Here is a 19,336-nt window from a genome sequence, read left to right as displayed (position 1 = left end):
CGTCGTCCACCGCGCTCCCTGTCGTCATGGGCGCGGGCATCATGACCGTATGCGCGCTGCCCGCCTCATCAAGATGGTGTTGCTGCTCCAGTCCCGCCCGGTGATGACCGCCGGGGAACTCGCCCGCGAGCTGGAGGTGTCGGAGCGGACGGTGGTACGGGACGCGCAGGCGCTGTCGGAGGCGGGGGTGCCGGTGTACGCCGACCGGGGCAGGACCGGCGGCTACCGGCTGGTCGGCGGCTACCGGACCCGGCTGACGGGGCTGGCGCGCGGCGAGGCGGAGGCGCTGTTCCTGAGCGGGGTGCCGCAGGCGCTGCGGGAGATGGGCCTCGCGGACACGGCGTCGGCGGCCCGTCTGAAGGTGTCGGCGGCCCTGCTGCCCGCCCTGCGCGACGCCTCCCGCACGGCGGCCCAGCGCTTCCATCTGGACGCCCCGGCCTGGTTCCGTGCACCGGACACCCCCGCCCTGCTGCCGCCGCTTGCGGAGGCGGTCTGGTCCGACCAGGTCATCACCGCCCGCTACCGCCGCGACCCCGGCGCGGCAGAGACCGACCGCACCCTGGAACCGTACGGCCTCGTGCTGAAGGCGGGGGTCTGGTACCTGTGCGCCCGGGTGGCGGACGGCGCGGTCGACGCCAAAGACGCGGACGGCAGAGACGGCTCGCAGGCCGGTGTCGGCGGATTCCGGGTGTACCGGGTCGAGCGGTTCACCGCCGTGCGCCCGGCTCGGGAGCGGTTCGTGCGGGACGCGGGGTTCGATCTGCCCGGGTTCTGGGCCGAGCAGGCCGAAGAGTTCGCCCGGTCGATCCTGCGGGACGAGGTGGTGGTGCGGCTGTCCACGGAGGGGGTGCGGAGACTGGCGTACGTCGTCGATCCGGTGGGGGCCCGGGAGGCGCTCGCAGGGGCGGGGGTGCCGGACGGCGCCGGGTGGGTGACGGTCACGCTGCCCGTGGAGTCGGCGGAGGTGGCGCACGGTCAGCTCACCGCGCTCGGACCGGAGGTGGAGGTGCTCGCCCCGGCGGGCCTGCGGGAGCGTTTCGCGGCGGACGCGCGCCGGGCAGCGGCGCTGTACAGGGGCTGAGTACGGGCCCGGCGGTCCGGGTTGCTCCGGGTGCGTCCCCGTGCGCGAGGCACGATGCTTGAGCCGTGATGGACGAATTGGAGTTCTGGGAGCTGGTCGACAGCAGCCGCGAAGCCGCCGAGGGGGATCCCGAGGAGCAGGCCGACCTGCTCGTGGAGCGGCTGCTGCGGCTCGACCCGGACACCGTGCTCGACTTCTCCCGGCACTTCGAGTCCCGCTTCAACCGCGCCTTCACCTGGGAGCTGTGGGGCGCCGCACGGGTGCTGCTGGGCGCCGTGGGTGACGAGGCGTTCGACTCCTTCCGGTGCTGGCTGATCGGCCAGGGCCGAGAGGTCTTCGAGGGCGCCGTGCACGACCCGGACGCCCTCGCCGGTCTGCTGACCGACTTCGACGAGGAGATCGACGGCGACGGTGAGGAGCTGGGATTCGCGGCCGACGAGGCCTACGAGCAGCTCACCGGCACCGTACCCCCGGACCTCGGCATCCCGCCCGCCCCGGCCGAGCCGGAGGGCACCCCGCTGGACCTGGCGGACGAGGGGGCACTCGCGCAGCGGTATCCGAGGCTCTGGGAACGCTTCACCACGTGAATTCCCGCCCCGCGTGTGCGTGCGACTCCTGACTCACGCGCGGCGGCGCGCGATGTCCGAGGGGATGTACGCCTGGTTCTGGTCCGCCCTGACCGCGTGCAGCATCGGCGCCGCGTTGGCCTGGTCCAGGGCGGACGCGGTGACCGCGGCGGGCCCGAGCACCACACCGGCGACCGCGCAGACCACCACCCAGGGTCCGCGTACGCTCCTGGCCCAGCCCGCGCCCCGTTCCTTGCCCTCCGTACGCTCTGTGCACTCCGTGCGCTCGTGCCTGCGGCTGCTGCTCATGATCCCCACCTCCGGTCGGCCCTTGTGCCGTTGACCATGACCGTAGGGCGCGGGGATCTGAGCATCCTGCGTGCTGTCTATGGCGTCGCTGTGAGGACGGGCCCGGTCCTGCCCTGGAGGTGGGCGGCCAGCTCGCGGATGGCCGGGAGGCGGGCGGAGAGGGCGGCGCCGGGGCAGCTGGTCATGTAGCCGTCGTTGTGCCCGGCGAGGGCGGGCAGTTGCGCGGTCTCCCCCGCCTTGTAGCGGCTGAGGCTGTTGCTGGAGACCAGGCGCACCGTGGTGCGGGGGTCGACACCGGCGATGCCGAGTTTCCAGGCGGCCAGGGCGGCGATCGCGTCGGTCATGGCCTGCGGCACCGGCATCCCCTCGGTGAAGGTGCCGAGCGCGGCGATGCCCGCGGTGCGGTGGTTGAAGCCCTGGGTGTGGGCGCCGGTGACGGCGCGGTCGACGCCTCCCGCACGGCCCTCGTAGATGGTGCCGCAGCGGTCGACGAGGAAGTTGTAGCCGATGTCGTCCCAGCTCCGGGCGCCGGTCTGGCCCGCGTAGAGATAGCGGATGATGCGGGGCGCGTCGGCGCAGGCGTAGCCGTTGGGCGAGTCGGTGTGGTGGATGAAGACGGCGACGACCTTGTCGTCGTAGCGCGGCGGCGGCTGGCGGTGCCGCGCGGTGTCGTCCAGCCAGACCGAGCGGGGCACGATCCGCGGCCGGGGGGCGGTGAAGGTGGCGGCGGGATGCGCCGGGGCCGGATGCACGGACCGGGGCGGGGTGGCCGATGCCGTGCGGGCCGGGTCACGGGCGAACACCGCGGGTGCGGCCAGGAGGGCGATGCCGAGCAGACAGCAGCCGACCGGCAGGAGCAGGGCGCGCGGGGTCCAGGGCGGCCAAGCGGCGGGGGCGCACAGCCGCCGGGGTACGGCGGGGCGGGACGGCCGGGGCGGGGCGAACGTCCCTTGTTCGGGCGGGGCAGATGCTCCCGGACCGGGCGGGGCGGACACTCCCGGGCCAGACGGGGCGGACACTCCCGGGCCGGGCGGGGCAGCGGATTTCACCGGATCGGGTGGTGCGCCGGACCCTTCCGGGCCGAATCCCAGGCGGGCTCCAGGGCCGGATCCGGGGCCGGATGCGGGGCCGGATGCGGGGCCGGACCCCGGGCCGGATATCTCGGGCTCGGACGGCGGGTCGGATATCTCCGGTCCGGGCGGCGGGGCGGAGGCCTCGGGTCCCGGGCCGGATATCGGTGCGGCGGGGGCGGATGGGGCCGTCCGGGCCGATGTGGCCTTCCCGGGCGGATTCGTCGTCGATCGTCGCAAGACACGCATGGTTCTCACTGTGGGACGGTTCCGTTCCGTCCGCGATGCGCACTGTGCCACCTGGTGGAACCAACATCCCGGTCCGGGCGTTTCCGGTAGTGGGCGCGTACGGCTGCCGAACTCACAGCCGAGTGGCTGATCACCTAGCGCGCCGGACGCGTATGGGAGGACCGGAGAGAAAGGCGGCCAGGGGTGGACCTGCTCGATCTGCTGCTGTTGCTGGTGATCCTCGGCTACGCCGCGTCCGGGTACCGGCGCGGGCTGGTGGCCGGCTGTGTGTCGCTGGCCGGGTTCGTGGGCGGCGCGGTGGTGGGCGTATGGATCCTGCCCTGGGTGATGGACCTGGTCACCAGGGGCACCCCGGCGGCGACGGTGACCGCGGTGCTCACGGTGCTGCTGCCCGGGGTGCTGGGCCATGAGCTGGCCGGGCGGCTGGCCCTCAAGCTCCGCCGTGAGCTGGACTCGGGGCCGCTGAGAGTGGCCGACGGGATCGGCGGGGCGGCGGCGAACTCGCTCGCGGTGCTGCTGGTGGCGTGGGTGGCCGCGAGTGTGCTCGCCGCGTCCTCGTCCCCGCTGGTGACGACGGCGATACGGGACTCGGCGCTGCTCGGCGCCGTGCAGCGGACGATGCCGGACACCACGCCGGCGTGGTTCTCCCGGGCCACCTCCGCGCTCACCGAGGCGGGCTTCCCGCAGGTCTTCAACCCGTTCGAGAACGAGTCGACGGCTCAGGTGGCCGCGCCCTCGGGCGACAGCGTCACCGCGAAGGCCACGGCGGCGGCCCGGTACAGCACGGTGAAGATCGAGGGCGCCTCGGGCACCCAGGGCCGCGAGGGCAGCGGGTTCGTGTACGCGGCGCGGCACGTGATGACCAACGCCCATGTGGTCGCGGGCATCGACGACCCGGCCGTACGGATCGGCGGGGTCGGGCGGTCGTACCCGGCGCGAGTGGTGCTGTTCGATGCGCAGCGGGATGTGGCGGTGCTCTATGTGCCGGGGCTGAAGGCGCCCGTCCTGCGCTTCGACGGCAGCGCGGTGCGCGGCGACTCGGCGGTGGTCGCGGGCTATCCCCAGGACGGCGGGCTGGATCTCCAGGCGGCCACGGTGGCGGACCGGGTGCGGGCGACGGGCCAGAACATCTACAACGACGGCACGGCGACCCGGGAGATCTACTCCATACGGTCCACGGTCCGCCCGGGCAACTCCGGCGGGCCGCTGCTGACCACGGACGGCCGGGTCTACGGCGTGGTGTTCGCCCGCTCGACCTCGGACCGCGAGACGGGGTACGTGCTGACGGCCGCCGAGGTCTCCCCGGTCGCCCGGCATGCCGCGCACGCGACGGCACGGGTGGACACGGGCGCCCTGGTCACCCCGTGACGGCCGCCCCCTCCGGGGTTTACGCCGTGCCTACGGTCATGCTGGGGGCATGGAACGGTTGCGAATCGCGGTGGCCGGGGCGTCCGGTCTGATCGGTGGCGCCCTGGCGCGGTCCCTGGCGGCGGACGGGCACGAGGTGGTGCGTCTGGTGCGCCGGGGGGCCAGGGGCGAGCACGAGATCTGCTGGGATCCCGAGGGCCAGTACGTGGACACGGCGGGGCTCGCCGGGTGTCATGCCGTGGTCAATCTGGCCGGGGCGGGCATCGGGGACCACCGCTGGAGCGAGGCGTACAAGAAGACGCTCCGCGACAGCCGGGTGCTGGGCACGGCCGCGCTCGCGGAGGCCGTGGCGGCCCTCGACGAGCCGCCGCGGGTGCTGGTGAACGGCAGCGCGATCGGCTTCTACGGCGAGACCGGCGACCGCACCGTGGACGAGTCGGCGCCGCCGGGGGACGGTTTTCTGCCGTCGCTGTGCGTGGAGTGGGAGGAGGCGACCGCGGCCGCCCAGGAGGCAGGGGTACGGACGGTGTTCGCGCGCACCGGGCTCGTGGTGTCCCGTCAGGGCGGCGCGTGGGCACGGCTGTTCCCGCTGTTCAGGGCGGGGCTCGGCGGGCGGATGGGCGGCGGACGGCAGTACTGGTCGTTCGTCGCGCTGCACGACGAGGTCGCCGCGATCCGGCATCTCATCGACACCGAGGGCCTGTCGGGGCCGTTCAACGTGACCGCCCCGAACCCGGTGACCAACGCCGAGATCACCGCGGCCATGGGCCGTGTGCTGCACCGGCCGACCCCGTTCCCGGTACCGGCGGCGGCACTGCGACTCGCGCTCGGGGAGATGGCCGGGGATGTGCTGGGCAGTCAGCGGGTGCTGCCGGCACGGCTGCTGGAGTCGGGGTTCACCTTCGCGTTCCCGGAGATCGAGGGGGCGATCAGGGCGGCGTGACGCCCACCGACGACGGCGCGCGCGACACCGTAGGACCGCCGCCCGGACCACGGTCCAGGCCGCCGTCCAGGCCGTCGTCCAGGCCGCCGTCCGGACCGCCGTGGGACGAGCGTCGCGGGACCCACCCCCGGACCACCGCGGGACCCGCGCCCGCCCCGCGCCCGGGCCGCCGCCGGACCCGGCCCCATGACGCCGTACGACCGTTTCCCGGTGCCGGTGCCACGCTCATGCGACCGTGTGCGACCGTGCCCTGCCGATGCGCGACCCCCGCCCGCCCGGCCACCGCCCTAACCTCGACCCGAACTCGGGTATCCCTGGAGCCTGTTGGGGGCATGACGTCACCACCGGCCGCGCAACCAGCGAGGAGGGGCCACGTGCTTGAGCCCGTGTACCAGGCGGACGTCGTCGTCGTGGGAGCCGGGATCGCCGGACTCTCGGCGGCGCAACGGCTGACCAGCGCAGGAGTGTCGACGGTAGTTCTGGAGGCCGCGCCCTGTACGGGCGGTCGCATGTCGACGGAGAAGGTGGACGGATTCCGGCTCGACCGGATCGGGCAGCTGCTGTCCACGGCGTACCCCGAACTGCGGCTGGCACCGGGGCTGCACAACCTGGTGCTGCGCCCCTTCGCCCCGGGCGTGCTGCTGCACTCCGACGGCCGCAGGCACCGAGCGGGCGCCCCGGCCGTCGGCCGCAGCGCGAGGGGCGCACTGCATGTGGTGCGCGCCCTGGCGAGCGCCCCGAGAAGCGCGGCGGTGCCCGCGCCCCGGGCCGGTGCGCCGGTGGGCGGCGCGATGGACCAGGCGCGGCTGGGCAACGCCCTGGCGCGGATCGCCTCGACGCCGGTGGAACGGCTGCTGGCCCGCCCGGAGCTGCCCGCCGGGCAGGCGCTGGCCGCGCGCGGTGTCCCGGTCCGCACGATCGACGGGTTTCTGCGCCCGCTGCTCGCCGCCCTGCTGTGCGACCCGGAGCTCACCACGTCCAGCAGGTGCGCCGATCTGGCGCTGCGCGCGTTCGCGGCGGGACGGCTGTGTCTGCCGGAGGGCGGGGCCGAGGCGCTGCCCGAGCTGATGGTGCGGGCGCTGCCGCCGGGCACGGTGCGCACCGGGGTCCGGGTCACTTCGGTCTCCACGACCTCGGTGACCACGGCGGAGCACGGCGAGATCCGCTGCCGCGCGGTGCTGCTGGCGACCGGCGCGCGCGAGGCCGCCGAACTGCTGCCGGGGCTGCGGGTGCCGGACTTCCACCCGGTGACCGTGGTGCACCACACGACCGATCTGCCGCCGGACACCGGAGCGGCCCTGCTGCTGGACGCGGACCGGGGCGGCCCGGTGGCGCACACGGCGGTGATCAGCGAGGTCGACCCGAGCCGGGCCCCGGCGGGCCGCACCCTGATCTCGTCGACGGTGCTGGGCCCGCCTCCTCAGGATGTGGACACGGCGGTACGGATGCATCTGTCCCGTCTCTACGGCACCTCGACGCGCCGCTGGGAGACCCTCGCGGTGCACCACACCGCCGAGGCGGTCCCGGCGATGCGCCCGCCGCACGACCACCGCCGCCCGGTGCGGCTGCTGGCCGGCCTGTACGTCTGCGGCGACCACCGCGACACCAGCACCGTCCAGGGCGCCCTCCACTCCGGCCACCGGGCCGCCACGGCCCTGCTGACCGACCTCGGCACCGCGGGCTCCCTCCACCTGGCGGACCCGGCCCCGACGGCCCGCGCGGCATGAGCCGAGCACCGTCGTGAGCCGGTCGCCACGAGACCGCTCCTGAACCCGCTCCTGACCCGTTCCCGCCCCGGTCAGCCCAGGGCCGCGACCTTGTCGCGGTACAGGCGGGCCGGGGTGGCGTCCTTGTAGGGCTCGAGGCGGCGTTCGAAGTCGCGTACGTACTCCAGGGCCCGCAGCGAGCGCATCTCGGTGGCTTGGAGCGCGGCCTCGGCGCCCAGGTGGCATGCCTGATCGAGCTCGCCGAGGCCCAGCCGGGCGGTGGCGAGGACGACCCGGCAGAACAGCCTGCTGCGGGCGTAGGAGTGGGCGCGCAGTTGCAGGGAGCGTTCCGCGTGCTGGGCCGAGGCGCGGTACTGCTGGAGGTCGCGGTGGCAGTGCCCGAACTCGTCGGCGAGCTGCGCCTCGTCGAAGAACCGCGCCCAGTACGGCGACTCCTCCCCGGTCCGGGCCGCCTCCAGGGCGCGCTCGGCCCGCACCAGCGAGGCGGTGCACGCCCGCACCTCGCCGAGCACTCCGTGCCCGCGCGCCTCGGCGGAGTGCAGCAGTGCCTGTACGAGGGGCGGCGCGGCGCTGCCGATGCCCTGCTGGGCCACCCGCGCCAGCTGCACCGCCTCCCGCCCGTGCCCGAGATAGACGGCCTGGCGGCTCATGGTGACCAGGACGTAGGCGCCGTAGGCCCGGTCCCCGGCGGCCTGGGAGAGCCGCAGGGCCTGGACGAAGTAGCGCTGGGCGAGTCCATGGGCGCCGATGTCGTACGACGTCCAGCCCGCGAGGCGGGTGAGGTCGGCGGCGGCCGCGAACAGCCGGCGGCCGGTGGACTCGCCGTAGGTGCCGCGCAGCATGGGCTCGCACTCGTGCTCCAGATAGCGCACCAGGGCCTGCCGGGCGTGGCCGCCGCCGTAGGCGTTGTCGAGGCTGCGGAACAGCTCGCCGACCGAGCGCAGCGCCGCGATGTCGCCGCCGGTGACCTTCTGGCCGAGGGTGCGTTCGGCGCCGCGCTGCCGGGGCGGGGGGACGAGCGTCCCGGGTTCGGCGGCGGTGCGCCGTCTGGGGGCGGTGCCGTGCTGTGCCGGGATCCGGACGGACTGGCCGGCAGGCGCCGCCCGGTCATCGGCGCGGCCGGTGCGGTCGTCGGCGCGGGCGACCCGGTCGTCGGCGCGGCCGATCAGCCAGTCCCGGCTGGGCACCACGAGACCGGCCGGGGTGAAGGCGATCTTCCGCAGCTCGGCGTGGCTGCCGGAGTCCTTGCGCCACAGCCCGCCGACGATGTCGACGGCCTCCTCCGGGGTGGAGGCGAACTCCAGCCCGGCGTACACCGGGGCGCAGGCGTCCAGCCCCAGGTCCTGGGCGGTGAGCCGGCGGCCGAGGCGCCGGGTGAAGACCTCGGCGATCAGGGCGGGAGTGGTGCCCCGGGGCTGCTGTCCGCGCAGCCAGCGGGTGACCGAGGTCTTGTCGTATCTGAGGTCCAGCCCGTGTTCGAGGCCGAGCTGATCCACGCGACGGGCCAGACCCGCGTTGGAGAATCCCGCTTCTGCGATGAGCGCGGCGAGCTGGCGGTTGGGAGTGCGCTGCGCGGGTCGTTCCGTCATCTGCGGTGCGGTCTCCTGCCTTTCGGGCGGCCGCAGTGCCGACTGCGGCGCCCGGATTGCTTTGTGAGCAGCCCTTATGGCCTCCGTGAACGGCGCGAATGTAGCGGAGCGTAAGCACACGGTTGCGGGCTTCGGCGAGCATTCATCCGATCGTGTGAGGATTTGCTGTCTGGCTGACGCCGACGGGGCTCGATCGGGCGGACGTAGAGTTGCGGGGGCGCGTCCCCTGCCTGGTACAACCCGCGCCGGGGACCATGGACGCGCCGAAGGCCGAAGGAGGCGCTTGCCGTGAGTGAGTTGCGGTTCGTCCGCATGGGGTTCGGCGCGGATGCCGTGGACTACCAGGAGGCGTGGGACGAACAGCGCCGGGTGCACGCGGCCCGCTTCGCGGACGAGGCGCCCGACACCGTACTGCTGCTCGAACACCCCCCGGTCTACACGGCGGGCCGCCGCACCGCGGACGACGAGCGCCCCCTCGACGGCACCCCGGTCATCGACGTGGACCGCGGCGGCAAGATCACCTGGCACGGCCCGGGCCAGCTGGTCGGCTACCCGATCCAGAAACTGCCGCGTCCGGTGGACGTCGTGGCACATGTACGCCGCCTGGAGGATGCGCTGATCCGCGTCTGCGCGGAATTCGGTCTGGAGACCTCACGGGTCGAGGGCCGCAGCGGCGTCTGGGTGCTCGGCGACCCGGTCGAGCAGCGCCCTGTGCTCGGCGGTCTGGCGCTGGACTTCGACCCGCGGCTCGCCGACGAGGAGTTCGACCCCCGCCTCAACGGCCCGGAGTACGCCCCCTCCAACGCCGGCCAGCGCCGCGAGGACCGCAAGATCGCCGCGATCGGCATCCGGGTCGCCAAGGGCGTCACGATGCACGGCTTCGCACTCAACGTGAACCCCGACAACCGGTGGTTCGACCGGATCATCCCGTGCGGCATCCGCGACGCGGGCGTGGCCTCGCTGGCGAACGAGCTGGGCCGGGACATCACCATCGCCGAGGTCCTGCCGGTCGTCGAACGGCACTTGAAGGACGTGCTGGAGCACGCGGAACCGAGGCCGCGGGAGATCGAGCGGACACCGGCAGCCTGAGCCCGGGCCGGACGGGGCCGGTGGCGTGAACCCGGGGCCGGACCGGTGGTGTCCGGAAGACACGGGGGAATGAAACCGGCCCTTTCGAGCTTGGCCAGAAAGCCCGCCCGGACAGTGATCCGGAGGGGCAGGTACCCGCCCGTGGCCACGGAATCCACGGGCGTACCCTGAATTGCACCGAAGAATCAATCGCTAGGGAGCCGGTCGTGTCCGCAGTCGACCCCGACGGACGCAAGATGCTGCGCCTGGAGGTCCGCAACAGCCAGACCCCCATCGAGCGCAAGCCCGAGTGGATCAAGACCCGGGCGAAAATGGGTCCTGCGTACACCGAGATGCAGAACCTGGTGAAGAGCGAGGGTCTGCACACCGTCTGCCAGGAAGCCGGCTGTCCCAACATCTACGAATGCTGGGAGGACCGCGAGGCGACCTTCCTCATCGGCGGCGACCAGTGCACCCGGCGCTGCGACTTCTGCCAGATCGACACCGGCAGGCCGAAGGCGCTGGACCGCGACGAGCCGCGCCGGGTCGGCGAGTCCGTCGTCACCATGGATCTGAACTACGCCACCGTCACCGGCGTCGCCCGTGACGACCTGGAGGACGGCGGCGCCTGGCTATACGCCGAGACGGTGCGCGAGATCCACCGGCAGACCGCCGAGCGCGCGGACGGCCGGACCAAGGTCGAGCTGCTCGCCCCCGACTTCAACGGGGTGCCCGAGCTGCTGGAGACTGTCTTCGCCACCCGGCCCGAGGTCTTCGCACACAACGTCGAGACGGTGCCGCGGATCTTCAAGCGCATCCGCCCCGGCTTCCGCTACGACCGCTCGCTGGCGGTCATCACCGCGGCCCGCGACTACGGCCTGGTCACCAAGTCGAACCTGATCCTCGGCATGGGCGAGACCCGTGAGGAGATCAGCGAGGCGCTGAAGGCGCTGCACGACTCGGGCTGCGAGCTGGTGACCATCACGCAGTATCTGCGTCCCACGCTGCGCCACCACCCCGTCGAGCGCTGGGTGAAGCCGCAGGAGTTCGTGGAGCTGAAGGAGGAGGCCGAGGAGATGGGCTTCTCCGGCGTCATGTCGGGACCGCTGGTGCGCTCCTCCTACCGCGCCGGGCGGCTGTACCGGATGGCGGTGGAGAAGCGGGGCGCGTACAGCGCCGGACAGGCCGTCTGACAGTACGTCATCTCATCGGCCGGGTTGCGCCGCACGGGCGCGGGCCGATTGTGTGAATTCACGCACAAGCTACTACCGGCCAGTAGTGTCCGGTTCCACGCGGTCCCGACCGTCCTCGCAGTTGAGGGAGGACGGCGGGGCCGCGTCGCCGTGTCCAGGGCGTGACAAGGCCTCCCGACAAGCCTTCATTGCCGTTTGACCGGTCGGTCACGCCCTGGTAACACCAAACAGTGACCCTGGACTCACGCCACGTACACCCGTACCAAGCCGTCTCGAGGGGGATCCCCGCCATGCAGGCCGCGCCGCCCGTCCGCGCCACACCCATCCCGTCGTTCACCGACGCCCTGCGCGCCGTCGAGTCGCTCCTCATGAGCAGCGGCCAGCGCACCGCCCGCCGCAACGCCTGGACCTCCGTCCTGGAGGACCGCCGCCGCGCCAAGGACCGGGTCGAGGCCCAGCGTGTCCTGGACCGGTCCACGGCCGTCCGGTCCTGACCGGCCCGGGACTTTCCGGTACCGGTTCCTGCACCGGTTCCTGGTCCGGGCTGTTCCGCTTCCGTTCCCTCCCCCACCGCTTCTTGCCCCCACCGCTACCGTCCCCCACCGCTTTTCGCCTTTCTCCTTTTCCGCCCGCAGCCCCCGACGTCACGTGTCCCACCCCACCCTCCGTGACGGACGCCACCGTCGTCGGCACTCCTGGGGGACACGTAGACTTCGTGCCATGGCGAGGAAGGAACCGGCAGCGGATGCTGCGAGCGCAGGGCGACTGAAGCAGATCGCTCTGACCTACCAAATGACCCGCAAGGCCGACAAGAAGATCGGTCTTGTACTCGCGGCCGTCGGCATCGGCACCCTCGGTGTCTTCCTCGCGATCGGCTTCTTGATCGGTCACCCCGTCTATCTGGGCGTCCTCGGTCTTGTGCTCGGCTTCCTCGGCACGGCGATCGTGTTCGGACGCCGCGCCGAGCGCGCCGCGTTCGGTCAGATGGACGGCCAGCCGGGCGCAGCGGCGGCCGTGCTCGACAACGTCGGCCGCGGCTGGACCACCACCCCCGCGGTGGCCATGAGCCGCAACCAGGACGTGGTGCACCGCGCCGTCGGCAAGGCCGGCATCGTCCTGGTAGCCGAGGGCAACCCGAACCGGGTCAAGACCCTGCTGGCGGCCGAGAAGAAGAAGATGAACCGCATCGTCGCGGACGTCCCGGTGCACGACGTGATCGTGGGCAAGGGCGAGGGGCTCACAGAGCTGAAGAAACTCCGTACGACGCTGCTGAAGTATCCGCGTGTGCTGACCGGTCCCCAGGTGACGTCGACCAATGACCGGCTCAAGGCCATGGGGGACCTCATGACGAACATGCCCTTGCCGAAGGGTCCTATGCCCAAGGGGATGCGCCTGCCGAAGGGCGGCGGAAAGGCCCGCTGAACCCCCTTCGAAAAGTCACCCCTCGTACAGCGAGAAGGGGCGTCCGGAATTGACCGGGCGCCCCTTCGTCGTAGCACCGAACCGAGTTCGTCGTAGCACCGGACCTAGATCCGCACCTCCACCGTCCGCGCCAGCCTGTCGTGCAGGCCCCTGCCGTCCCTGTCCCAGATCAGAGCCGGGATCGCCAGGCACAGGAGGGTGGAGCGGAGGAGGGCTCGGAGGGGGTTGACTCCGCCGGTGGTGAGGTCGACGACGCGGATGCCGAAGAGGCGTTTGCCCGGGGTGAAGCCGATCGTGCCGACCGTCAGGACGCTCAGGACGAAGAAGATGAGCAGCGCCCAGTTGCTGGTGGCGGGGCCGTAGCCGTCAGTGATGAGGCCGTATGCGATCAGCACGCACAGACCCCAGTCCACGGCGATCGCGCCGAGCCGCCGTCCGGGGCGGGCGATCGAACCGGAGCCTTGCTCGGGCAGCCCGAGCTGCTGGCCCCGGTATCCGAAATCGGCACCGGCGTCCTCCAGGGCCGCGCGGGGCCCGGAGAGCCACGATCCCATTGCTTGCCTGTTGTCCACCGGACCACGGTACTGCGACCCCCTCGGCCGACCTGACGGCGGGGTGTGTCCCGGCTAACGTGGACGCGTGACCGGTTAACTTCAGCGAAACAAATGGGTCACGCCCGAGAAATCACCCCTCCCTAGGGTCTGAGTCAGCGTGTGCCACCGCACTGGCCGCACGAACGAACTACCACCCCGGCGGCACGGTCGGGAGTAGGAGGAGCTGGATGTTCCAGAACGCCGACGAGGCCAAGAAGTTCATCGCGGACGAGGACGTCAAGTTCGTCGACGTCCGCTTCTGCGACCTGCCGGGCGTCATGCAGCACTTCACGGTGCCCGTCGAGGCGTTCGACCCGGACGAGGAGCTCGCCTTCGACGGGTCCTCCATCCGCGGCTTCCAGGCCATCCACGAGTCCGACATGGCGCTGCGCGCCGACCTGTCCACCGCTCGGACCGACCCGTTCCGCCGGGACAAGACCCTCAACATCAACTTCTTCATCCACGACCCGATCACGGGTGAGCAGTACTCCCGTGACCCGCGCAACGTGGCGAAGAAGGCCGAGGCGTACCTCGCGTCGACCGGTATCGCGGACACCGCGTACTTCGGCCCCGAGGCGGAGTTCTACGTCTTCGACTCCGTGCGCTTCTCGACCACCGCGAACGAGTCCTTCTACCACATCGACTCCGAGGCCGGCGCCTGGAACACCGGCGCCCTCCAGGACAACCGCGGCTACAAGGTCCGCTACAAGGGCGGCTACTTCCCGGTCCCGCCGGTCGACCACTTCGCCGACCTGCGCGCCGAGATCTCCCTGGAGCTGGAGAAGTCGGGCCTCAAGGTCGAGCGCCAGCACCACGAGGTGGGCACCGCCGGCCAGGCCGAGATCAACTACAAGTTCAACACGCTGCTCGCGGCGGCCGACGACCTCCAGCTCTTCAAGTACATCGTGAAGAACGTCGCCTGGCGCAACAACAAGACGGCGACCTTCATGCCGAAGCCGATCTTCGGCGACAACGGCTCGGGCATGCACGTCCACCAGTCGCTGTGGAGCAACGGCGACCCGCTGTTCTACGACGAGGCCGGCTACGCGGGCCTGTCGGACACCGCCCGCTACTACATCGGCGGCATCCTGCGGCACGCCCCGTCGCTGCTGGCGTTCACCAACCCGACGGTGAACTCGTACCACCGGCTGGTCCCGGGCTTCGAGGCCCCGATCAACCTGGTGTACTCGCAGCGCAACCGCTCCGCCGCCATGCGCATCCCGATCACGGGCTCCAACCCGAAGGCCAAGCGCGTCGAGTTCCGGGCGCCCGACTCCTCCGGCAACCCCTACCTCGCCTTCTCCGCCCTGCTGCTCGCGGGCCTGGACGGCATCAAGAACAAGATCGAGCCGGCCGAGCCGATCGACAAGGACCTCTACGAGCTGGCTCCCGAGGAGCACGCGAACGTGGCGCAGGTCCCGACCTCGCTCCCGGCCGTCCTCGACTCGCTGGAGGCCGACCACGAGTTCCTGCTCGCCGGTGACGTGTTCACCGCCGACCTGATCGAGACGTGGATCGACCTCAAGCGCACCAACGAGATCGCCCCGCTCCAGCTCCGCCCGCACCCGCACGAGTTCGAGCTGTACTTCGACGTGTGATATCGCCCCAGGTCAGAGCGGGTTCCCGCTCCCCTGGACCGTCTGCGGGCCGTCGGCCGTGCTCTTCCTCCGCTGGAAGGGCACGGCCGACGGCCTGTTTCCGGCCCTGCACCGCGAACGGCCGTCGAGGGCTTACGCGGGGCCGCCGCTCAGGCCGGCGCATGCGCCGTCAGACGGACGTCAACAGACGGACGTCAACAGACGGACGTCAACAGACGGACGTCAACGTACGAACGGCCGTCTCAGCGAAAGACAAAAGGCAAGGAGAGCTGCCTCCTTGCCACTCTCAACGTATAGCGCGTCGGGGGGCTTGCCACAAGGCCCGGGTGGTGGCGCAGAATCGTCGGCCGAGGCCGCAACCTGCGGAAATGGGGAGCACGACGTGTGTGTGCTGTTGCCGACGTACAGGGGACGCGGTGGCGATGACTGAGCAGTATGTGCTGGATCTTCAAGAGGTCGACGAGACGCAGGTCGCGCTCGTCGGTGGCAAGGGCGCGCATCTGGGCGGGCTGTCGCGGATCGAAGGCATCCGCGTGCCGGGTGGCTTTTGCGTGACGACGGACGCCTTCCGGCGGATCATGGCGGAAGCGGCGTTCATCGACGATCGGCTCGATCAGTTGTCGCGCTTGAACCCGGACGACCGGGAGGCGATCCGCGCGCTCAGCGCGCAGATTCGTCGGACCATCGAAGAGACAGCCATCACGGGCGAACTCGCGGCGGAGATCACCCGCGCGCTCGGTCGGCTCGGCGAGCAAGCCGCCTACGCCGTCCGATCCAGTGCGACGGCAGAGGACCTGCCGACGGCCTCCTTCGCCGGCCAGCAGGACACGTACCTGAACGTCGTGGGGCCGACGGCGATCCTCCGGCACGTCAGCCGGTGCTGGGCTTCGCTGTTCACCGAGCGGGCCGTGACCTACCGCCGACGCAACGGCATCGACCACCGTACCGTCCATATGGCCGTGGTCGTACAGCAGATGGTCTTCCCGCATGCGGCCGGCGTCCTGTTCACAGCCGACCCCGTCACGGGTAACCGGAAGGTCGCCACCGTGGACGCCGGTTTCGGCCTCGGCGAAGCCCTGGTCTCCGGCCTGGTGAACCCGGACGTCTTCACGGTGCGACACGGGGAAGTCGTCGCCAAGGCGATCGCCGCCAAGCAGCGTGCCGTTCACGCCCTGCCGACCGGCGGTACACAGGAGGCGGCAATCGACCCGCAGCAGCAGAAGCAGCCGGCGCTGACGGATGCACAGGTCGTGCGGCTCGTGCGGCTCGGTCGGCGGATCGAAGCGCACTTCGGCCGCCCTCAGGACATCGAATGGTGCCTGGTCGACGATGGCTTCCACATCGTTCAGAGCCGGCCGATTACCACGCTGTTCCCCCTCCCCGAGACCGGCGACCCGGAGCATCACGTCTACGTCTCCGTCGGTCATGGGCAGATGATGACCGACCCCATGAAGCCTCTCGGGCTCTCCATGTGGCAGCTGACGGCCATGGTGCCGATGCACAAGGCCGGCGGGAGGCTGTTCGTCGATGTCACCCGGCGCCTGGCCTCGCCCGCGAGCCGCGCCGGCCTCCTGGACATCATGGGGAGAGGCGATCCGCTGATGAGGGACGCTCTGGAGACCGTCCTCGACCGCGACGGTTTCGTCGCGTCGCTCCCGGATGCGGGTCCCGGCGGGCCTCCGGCCGGCGGTGCGTCCGCCCCGATCGAGACCGATCCGGCCATCGTGACCGAGCTGATCGAGCGCAGTCGGGCGTCCCTCTCCGCCTTGGAGCGCGACATCCGGGCGAAGACCGGACCGGCGCTGTTCGACTTCCTGCTGGAGGCATTCGAGGAGCACAAGCGGGTCCTCGGTGATCCGCTGAGCATGCAGGTGATCATGGCGGGGATGGAGGCCACGTGGTGGCTCAACGACACGCTGTATGAGTGGCTGGGCGAGAAGAACGCGGCTGACACGCTCACGCTGTCCGCCCCCGGCAATGTGACGTCGGAAATGGGACTGGCGCTGCTCGACGTCGCGGACTTGATCCGCCCCCGGTCGGAGGTGGTGGCGTTCCTGGAGGGCACCGAGGACGAGGGCTTCCTGGACGAGCTGGCGAAGCTCGCGGGCGGGATGGAAGCGTGTGACGCCATAGAGGCCTACCTCGACCGGTACGGCATGCGCTGCGTCGGAGAGATCGACATCACGAGGCCACGGTGGCGCGAGCGCCCCACCACACTCGTGCCCGTGATCCTCGACAACGTCAGGAACTTCGAGCCGGGCGCCGCCGAACGGCGCTTCGAGCAAGGGCGGCAGAAGGCGCAGAAGAAGGAACAGGACGTGCTGTCACGCCTGCGGGCCATGCCGGACGGGGACCGGAAAGCCGACGAGGCCAAGCGGATGATCGACCGGGTCCGCACCTTCATCGGGTACCGGGAGTATCCGAAGTACGGCATCGTCAGCCGCTACTTCGTCTACAAGCAGGCCTTGCTGGAGGAGGCCGAGCGCCTCGTACGGGCCGGCGTGCTTCCTGAGAAGGAGGACATCTTCTACCTCACTTTCCAGGAAATCCACGACGTCGTGCGCTCGCACCAGGTGGACGGCCGGCTCATCCAGCAGCGCAAGGACGCGTTCCGGTCGTACAACGCGCTCACACCGCCCCGGGTGCTCACCTCGGACGGTGAGGCAGTCACCGGTGCGTACCGGCGCGACGACGTGCCGGCCGGCGCCCTGACCGGCCTGCCGGTTTCCGCCGGGACCGTCGAGGGAAGGGCCCGCGTCATCCTTGACATGGCGGAGGCCGATCTCGAAGCGGGCGACATCCTGGTCACGACGTTCACGGACCCCAGCTGGTCGCCGCTGTTCGTCGGAGTCGCGGGCCTGGTGACGGAGGTGGGCGGCCTGATGACCCATGGCGCAGTGATCGCCCGGGAGTACGGCTTGCCGGCCGTCGTGGGCGTGGAGCAGGCCACCCGGCTGATCCGGGACGGGCAGCGGATCCGCGTGCACGGGACCGACGGGTACGTCGAGATCCTGCCTTGACCGACCGCACCGGGAAGCCCCTCAGCGACAACAGTGCAAGATCATCAAGGGACCGGCGCGTTCCGGACGGTCTCCGGCGCGTTCCCGCTGGTGTCCGGGGGCTTCGTGCAACCTTTCGGTCGCTCGGCGCTTCTAATAGCGGGGACGGTCTTCAGCCGGGTGAAAGAGGGGCGCGTGGATACGGGGATGTCCGAACGGGACGATTGGGAGCGGGAGTTCGATCTCAGATGGGCGGCCTCCGCCGAGCACAAGGAGCCCTCGGCGCGGGCCCGGATGCTGGCCGCCCGCTGGCGGGAGAACCCGCCCGAGCCGGTGCCGTTCCGCGCCGACCCGGACCCGGTGGCGCCGCGCCGGTCGTGGCTGGCCACCGCCGTGGTGCTCCTCTGCGTGGCCACGGTGATCTTCGTGTTCGGCTATGCGCAGACCGGGGCGACGGGCTACTGAGCCGCCGTCCCCGGGCGGTCGTGACCGGCGCCCGGATCCAGCCGATTCACAGGGATATTCACAGGGATATTCATAGGGACGTTTTGCCCCTAGCAGGGCCGATCAGGACCACCTCATGGGGGTCCCCAGGTGCACACTGGACAGCGGGACGAGTGCCTGACTGCGGGGTGATGCAAGATGCAGAGCCGCTTCCGGAGCGACCGGCGGCTGACGGCCCGAATGGGCCTGACGATGTTCCTGCTCGGGTTGCTGTACGTGGTGTTCGTCGCCGCGTTGATCGTGCTGCTGAAGTCGTGGGTGCTGGTCGTGGTGATCGTGGCCGGCATGCTCATCGCGCAGTACTGGTTCTCCGACCGGGTCGCGCTGTACGCGATGCGAGGGCGGATCGTGGAGCGCGAGGAGTTCCCCGAACTGCACGGCGTGATCGACCGGCTGTGCGCCGTCGCCGACATGCCCAAGCCGGTGGTCGCGGTCTCCGACATGGAGATGCCGAACGCCTTCGCGACCGGGCGCAACGCAGACCACGCGGTGGTCTGCGTGACCACGGGGCTGCTGCGCCGCCTCGAACCCGCCGAGCTGGAGGGTGTCCTGGCGCACGAGCTGTCCCATGTGGCGCACAAGGACGTCGCGGTGATCACCATCGCCTCGTTCCTCGGGGTGATCGCGGGCCTGATGGTCCGGTTCGCCTTCTACTCCTCGCTGTTCCGGGGCCGCAAGGACCAGAACACCGTGGCCGTGTTCGCCGCCGTGATGGGCATCTCGGCGGCCGTGTACGCCCTCAGCTTCCTGCTGATCCGGGCGCTGTCCCGGTACCGGGAGCTGGCCGCGGACCGTGCGGCGGCGCTGCTGACCGGGCGGCCCTCGGCGCTGGCCTCCGCGCTCACCAAGGTCACCGGGGACATCGCCCGCATCCCCACCCGGGATCTGCGGACCGCACAGGCCTTCAACGCGTTCTACTTCACCCCGGCCACCGGCTCCGGGGTCGACCTCTCGCGGCTGCTGTCCACCCACCCCAGTCTGGAGCAGCGGCTGGAGCAGCTGGGGCGGATCTCCGCCGAGCTGGGTGAGGCCGCGACGCCGGGGAAGGCGGGCTGAG

The 19,336-nt window shown here is 71.4% G+C and carries 17 protein-coding genes; 13 read left to right on the top strand and 4 right to left on the bottom strand.

Going from position 1 to position 19,336, the window contains the following annotated elements; translation table 11 throughout:
- Window positions 1–49: 49 nt before the first annotated feature.
- Window positions 50–1,081: a helix-turn-helix transcriptional regulator gene (locus ACSYGN_RS30135; RefSeq protein WP_460401121.1), complete on the top strand. Its 1,032-nt coding sequence runs from the start codon at window positions 50–52 to the stop codon at window positions 1,079–1,081.
- Window positions 1,082–1,149: 68 nt separating this feature from the next.
- Entirely contained in the window at window positions 1,150–1,668 is a 519-nt protein-coding gene (locus ACSYGN_RS30130) for a DUF4240 domain-containing protein (RefSeq protein WP_460403825.1), read from the top strand.
- A 33-nt stretch (window positions 1,669–1,701) separates the two neighbouring features.
- On the opposite strand, the gene ACSYGN_RS30125 is transcribed toward ACSYGN_RS30130, so the two are convergent.
- On the bottom strand, window positions 1,702–1,956 hold the full coding sequence (locus ACSYGN_RS30125; RefSeq protein ID WP_460401119.1) for a hypothetical protein: 255 nt from the start codon (window positions 1,954–1,956) through the stop codon (window positions 1,702–1,704).
- A 77-nt stretch (window positions 1,957–2,033) separates the two neighbouring features.
- Window positions 2,034–2,759, bottom strand: a complete 726-nt coding sequence (locus ACSYGN_RS30120) for a peptidoglycan recognition protein family protein (protein ID WP_460403823.1) — start codon at window positions 2,757–2,759, stop codon at window positions 2,034–2,036.
- A gap of 699 nt (window positions 2,760–3,458) precedes the next feature.
- Between ACSYGN_RS30120 and ACSYGN_RS30115 the strand changes: the two genes are divergently transcribed.
- The 3 genes from ACSYGN_RS30115 to ACSYGN_RS30105 all read left to right on the top strand — a co-directional run bounded on the left by ACSYGN_RS30115 (window position 3,459) and on the right by ACSYGN_RS30105 (window position 7,313).
- Window positions 3,459–4,643, top strand: a complete 1,185-nt coding sequence (locus ACSYGN_RS30115; RefSeq protein ID WP_460401117.1) for a MarP family serine protease — start codon at window positions 3,459–3,461, stop codon at window positions 4,641–4,643.
- Window positions 4,644–4,692: 49 nt separating this feature from the next.
- Entirely contained in the window at window positions 4,693–5,586 is an 894-nt protein-coding gene (locus ACSYGN_RS30110; protein WP_460401115.1) for a TIGR01777 family oxidoreductase, read from the top strand.
- 374 nt (window positions 5,587–5,960) lie between these two features.
- Complete coding sequence (locus ACSYGN_RS30105; RefSeq protein ID WP_460401113.1) at window positions 5,961–7,313, top strand: NAD(P)/FAD-dependent oxidoreductase; 1,353 nt, start codon at window positions 5,961–5,963, stop codon at window positions 7,311–7,313.
- Between the two features lie 71 nt (window positions 7,314–7,384).
- On the opposite strand, the gene ACSYGN_RS30100 is transcribed toward ACSYGN_RS30105, so the two are convergent.
- Window positions 7,385–8,902, bottom strand: coding sequence for a regulator (locus tag ACSYGN_RS30100; RefSeq protein WP_460401111.1), 1,518 nt, complete (start codon window positions 8,900–8,902; stop codon window positions 7,385–7,387).
- A 288-nt stretch (window positions 8,903–9,190) separates the two neighbouring features.
- Between ACSYGN_RS30100 and lipB the strand changes: the two genes are divergently transcribed.
- The 4 genes from lipB (at window position 9,191) to ACSYGN_RS30080 (ending at window position 12,585) form a co-directional block, all read left to right on the top strand.
- The gene (gene lipB, locus ACSYGN_RS30095) at window positions 9,191–9,991 is read left to right on the top strand and encodes a lipoyl(octanoyl) transferase LipB (protein ID WP_460401109.1); all 801 of its coding nucleotides are present in this window, start codon (window positions 9,191–9,193) and stop codon (window positions 9,989–9,991) included.
- Window positions 9,992–10,197: 206 nt separating this feature from the next.
- The gene (gene lipA / locus ACSYGN_RS30090; protein ID WP_460401107.1) at window positions 10,198–11,163 is read left to right on the top strand and encodes a lipoyl synthase; all 966 of its coding nucleotides are present in this window, start codon (window positions 10,198–10,200) and stop codon (window positions 11,161–11,163) included.
- 290 nt (window positions 11,164–11,453) lie between these two features.
- Complete coding sequence (locus ACSYGN_RS30085; protein ID WP_460401105.1) at window positions 11,454–11,657, top strand: SCO2195 family GlnR-regulated protein; 204 nt, start codon at window positions 11,454–11,456, stop codon at window positions 11,655–11,657.
- Window positions 11,658–11,883: 226 nt separating this feature from the next.
- On the top strand, window positions 11,884–12,585 hold the full coding sequence (locus tag ACSYGN_RS30080) for a DUF4191 domain-containing protein (RefSeq protein WP_460401103.1): 702 nt from the start codon (window positions 11,884–11,886) through the stop codon (window positions 12,583–12,585).
- A 104-nt stretch (window positions 12,586–12,689) separates the two neighbouring features.
- Here the strand turns inward: ACSYGN_RS30080 and ACSYGN_RS30075 are convergent, their stop codons facing one another.
- Window positions 12,690–13,157 carry an RDD family protein gene (locus ACSYGN_RS30075; RefSeq protein WP_460401101.1) on the bottom strand — a complete coding sequence of 156 codons (468 nt, stop codon included), beginning with the start codon at window positions 13,155–13,157 and terminating at the stop codon, window positions 12,690–12,692.
- A gap of 209 nt (window positions 13,158–13,366) precedes the next feature.
- Between ACSYGN_RS30075 and glnA the strand changes: the two genes are divergently transcribed.
- The 4 genes from glnA to htpX all read left to right on the top strand — a co-directional run bounded on the left by glnA (window position 13,367) and on the right by htpX (window position 19,335).
- Entirely contained in the window at window positions 13,367–14,776 is a 1,410-nt protein-coding gene (gene glnA, locus ACSYGN_RS30070; RefSeq protein ID WP_460401099.1) for a type I glutamate--ammonia ligase, read from the top strand.
- 422 nt (window positions 14,777–15,198) lie between these two features.
- Window positions 15,199–17,796, top strand: coding sequence for a rifamycin-inactivating phosphotransferase (rph, locus tag ACSYGN_RS30065; protein WP_460401097.1), 2,598 nt, complete (start codon window positions 15,199–15,201; stop codon window positions 17,794–17,796).
- A 186-nt stretch (window positions 17,797–17,982) separates the two neighbouring features.
- Window positions 17,983–18,240 (top strand): SCO2583/SCO2584 N-terminal domain-containing protein, encoded by a 258-nt coding sequence (locus tag ACSYGN_RS30060; protein ID WP_460401095.1) that lies wholly within the window; start codon window positions 17,983–17,985, stop codon window positions 18,238–18,240.
- A gap of 177 nt (window positions 18,241–18,417) precedes the next feature.
- Window positions 18,418–19,335: a zinc metalloprotease HtpX gene (gene htpX / locus ACSYGN_RS30055; RefSeq protein ID WP_460401093.1), complete on the top strand. Its 918-nt coding sequence runs from the start codon at window positions 18,418–18,420 to the stop codon at window positions 19,333–19,335.
- Window position 19,336 lies beyond the last annotated feature (1 nt).

The sequence above is a fragment of the Streptomyces sp. YIM S03343 genome (assembly GCF_054729195.1).
This window is presented reverse-complemented; position numbering and strand designations above follow the sequence as displayed.

What these genes read in the sequence shown, in the direction of transcription:
- ACSYGN_RS30100 (WP_460401111.1), bottom strand. Translation starts at nt 8,902, where the DNA reads ATGACGGAACGACCCGCGCAGCGCACTCCCAACCGCCAGCTCGCCGCG.
- ACSYGN_RS30060 (WP_460401095.1), top strand. Translation starts at nt 17,983, where the DNA reads ATGTCCGAACGGGACGATTGGGAGCGGGAGTTCGATCTCAGATGGGCG.
- ACSYGN_RS30085 (WP_460401105.1), top strand. Translation starts at nt 11,454, where the DNA reads ATGCAGGCCGCGCCGCCCGTCCGCGCCACACCCATCCCGTCGTTCACC.
- htpX (WP_460401093.1), top strand. Translation starts at nt 18,418, where the DNA reads ATGCAGAGCCGCTTCCGGAGCGACCGGCGGCTGACGGCCCGAATGGGC.
- rph (WP_460401097.1), top strand. Translation starts at nt 15,199, where the DNA reads ATGACTGAGCAGTATGTGCTGGATCTTCAAGAGGTCGACGAGACGCAG.
- ACSYGN_RS30080 (WP_460401103.1), top strand. Translation starts at nt 11,884, where the DNA reads ATGGCGAGGAAGGAACCGGCAGCGGATGCTGCGAGCGCAGGGCGACTG.
- ACSYGN_RS30135 (WP_460401121.1), top strand. Translation starts at nt 50, where the DNA reads ATGCGCGCTGCCCGCCTCATCAAGATGGTGTTGCTGCTCCAGTCCCGC.
- glnA (WP_460401099.1), top strand. Translation starts at nt 13,367, where the DNA reads ATGTTCCAGAACGCCGACGAGGCCAAGAAGTTCATCGCGGACGAGGAC.
- ACSYGN_RS30110 (WP_460401115.1), top strand. Translation starts at nt 4,693, where the DNA reads ATGGAACGGTTGCGAATCGCGGTGGCCGGGGCGTCCGGTCTGATCGGT.
- ACSYGN_RS30130 (WP_460403825.1), top strand. Translation starts at nt 1,150, where the DNA reads ATGGACGAATTGGAGTTCTGGGAGCTGGTCGACAGCAGCCGCGAAGCC.
- ACSYGN_RS30125 (WP_460401119.1), bottom strand. Translation starts at nt 1,956, where the DNA reads ATGAGCAGCAGCCGCAGGCACGAGCGCACGGAGTGCACAGAGCGTACG.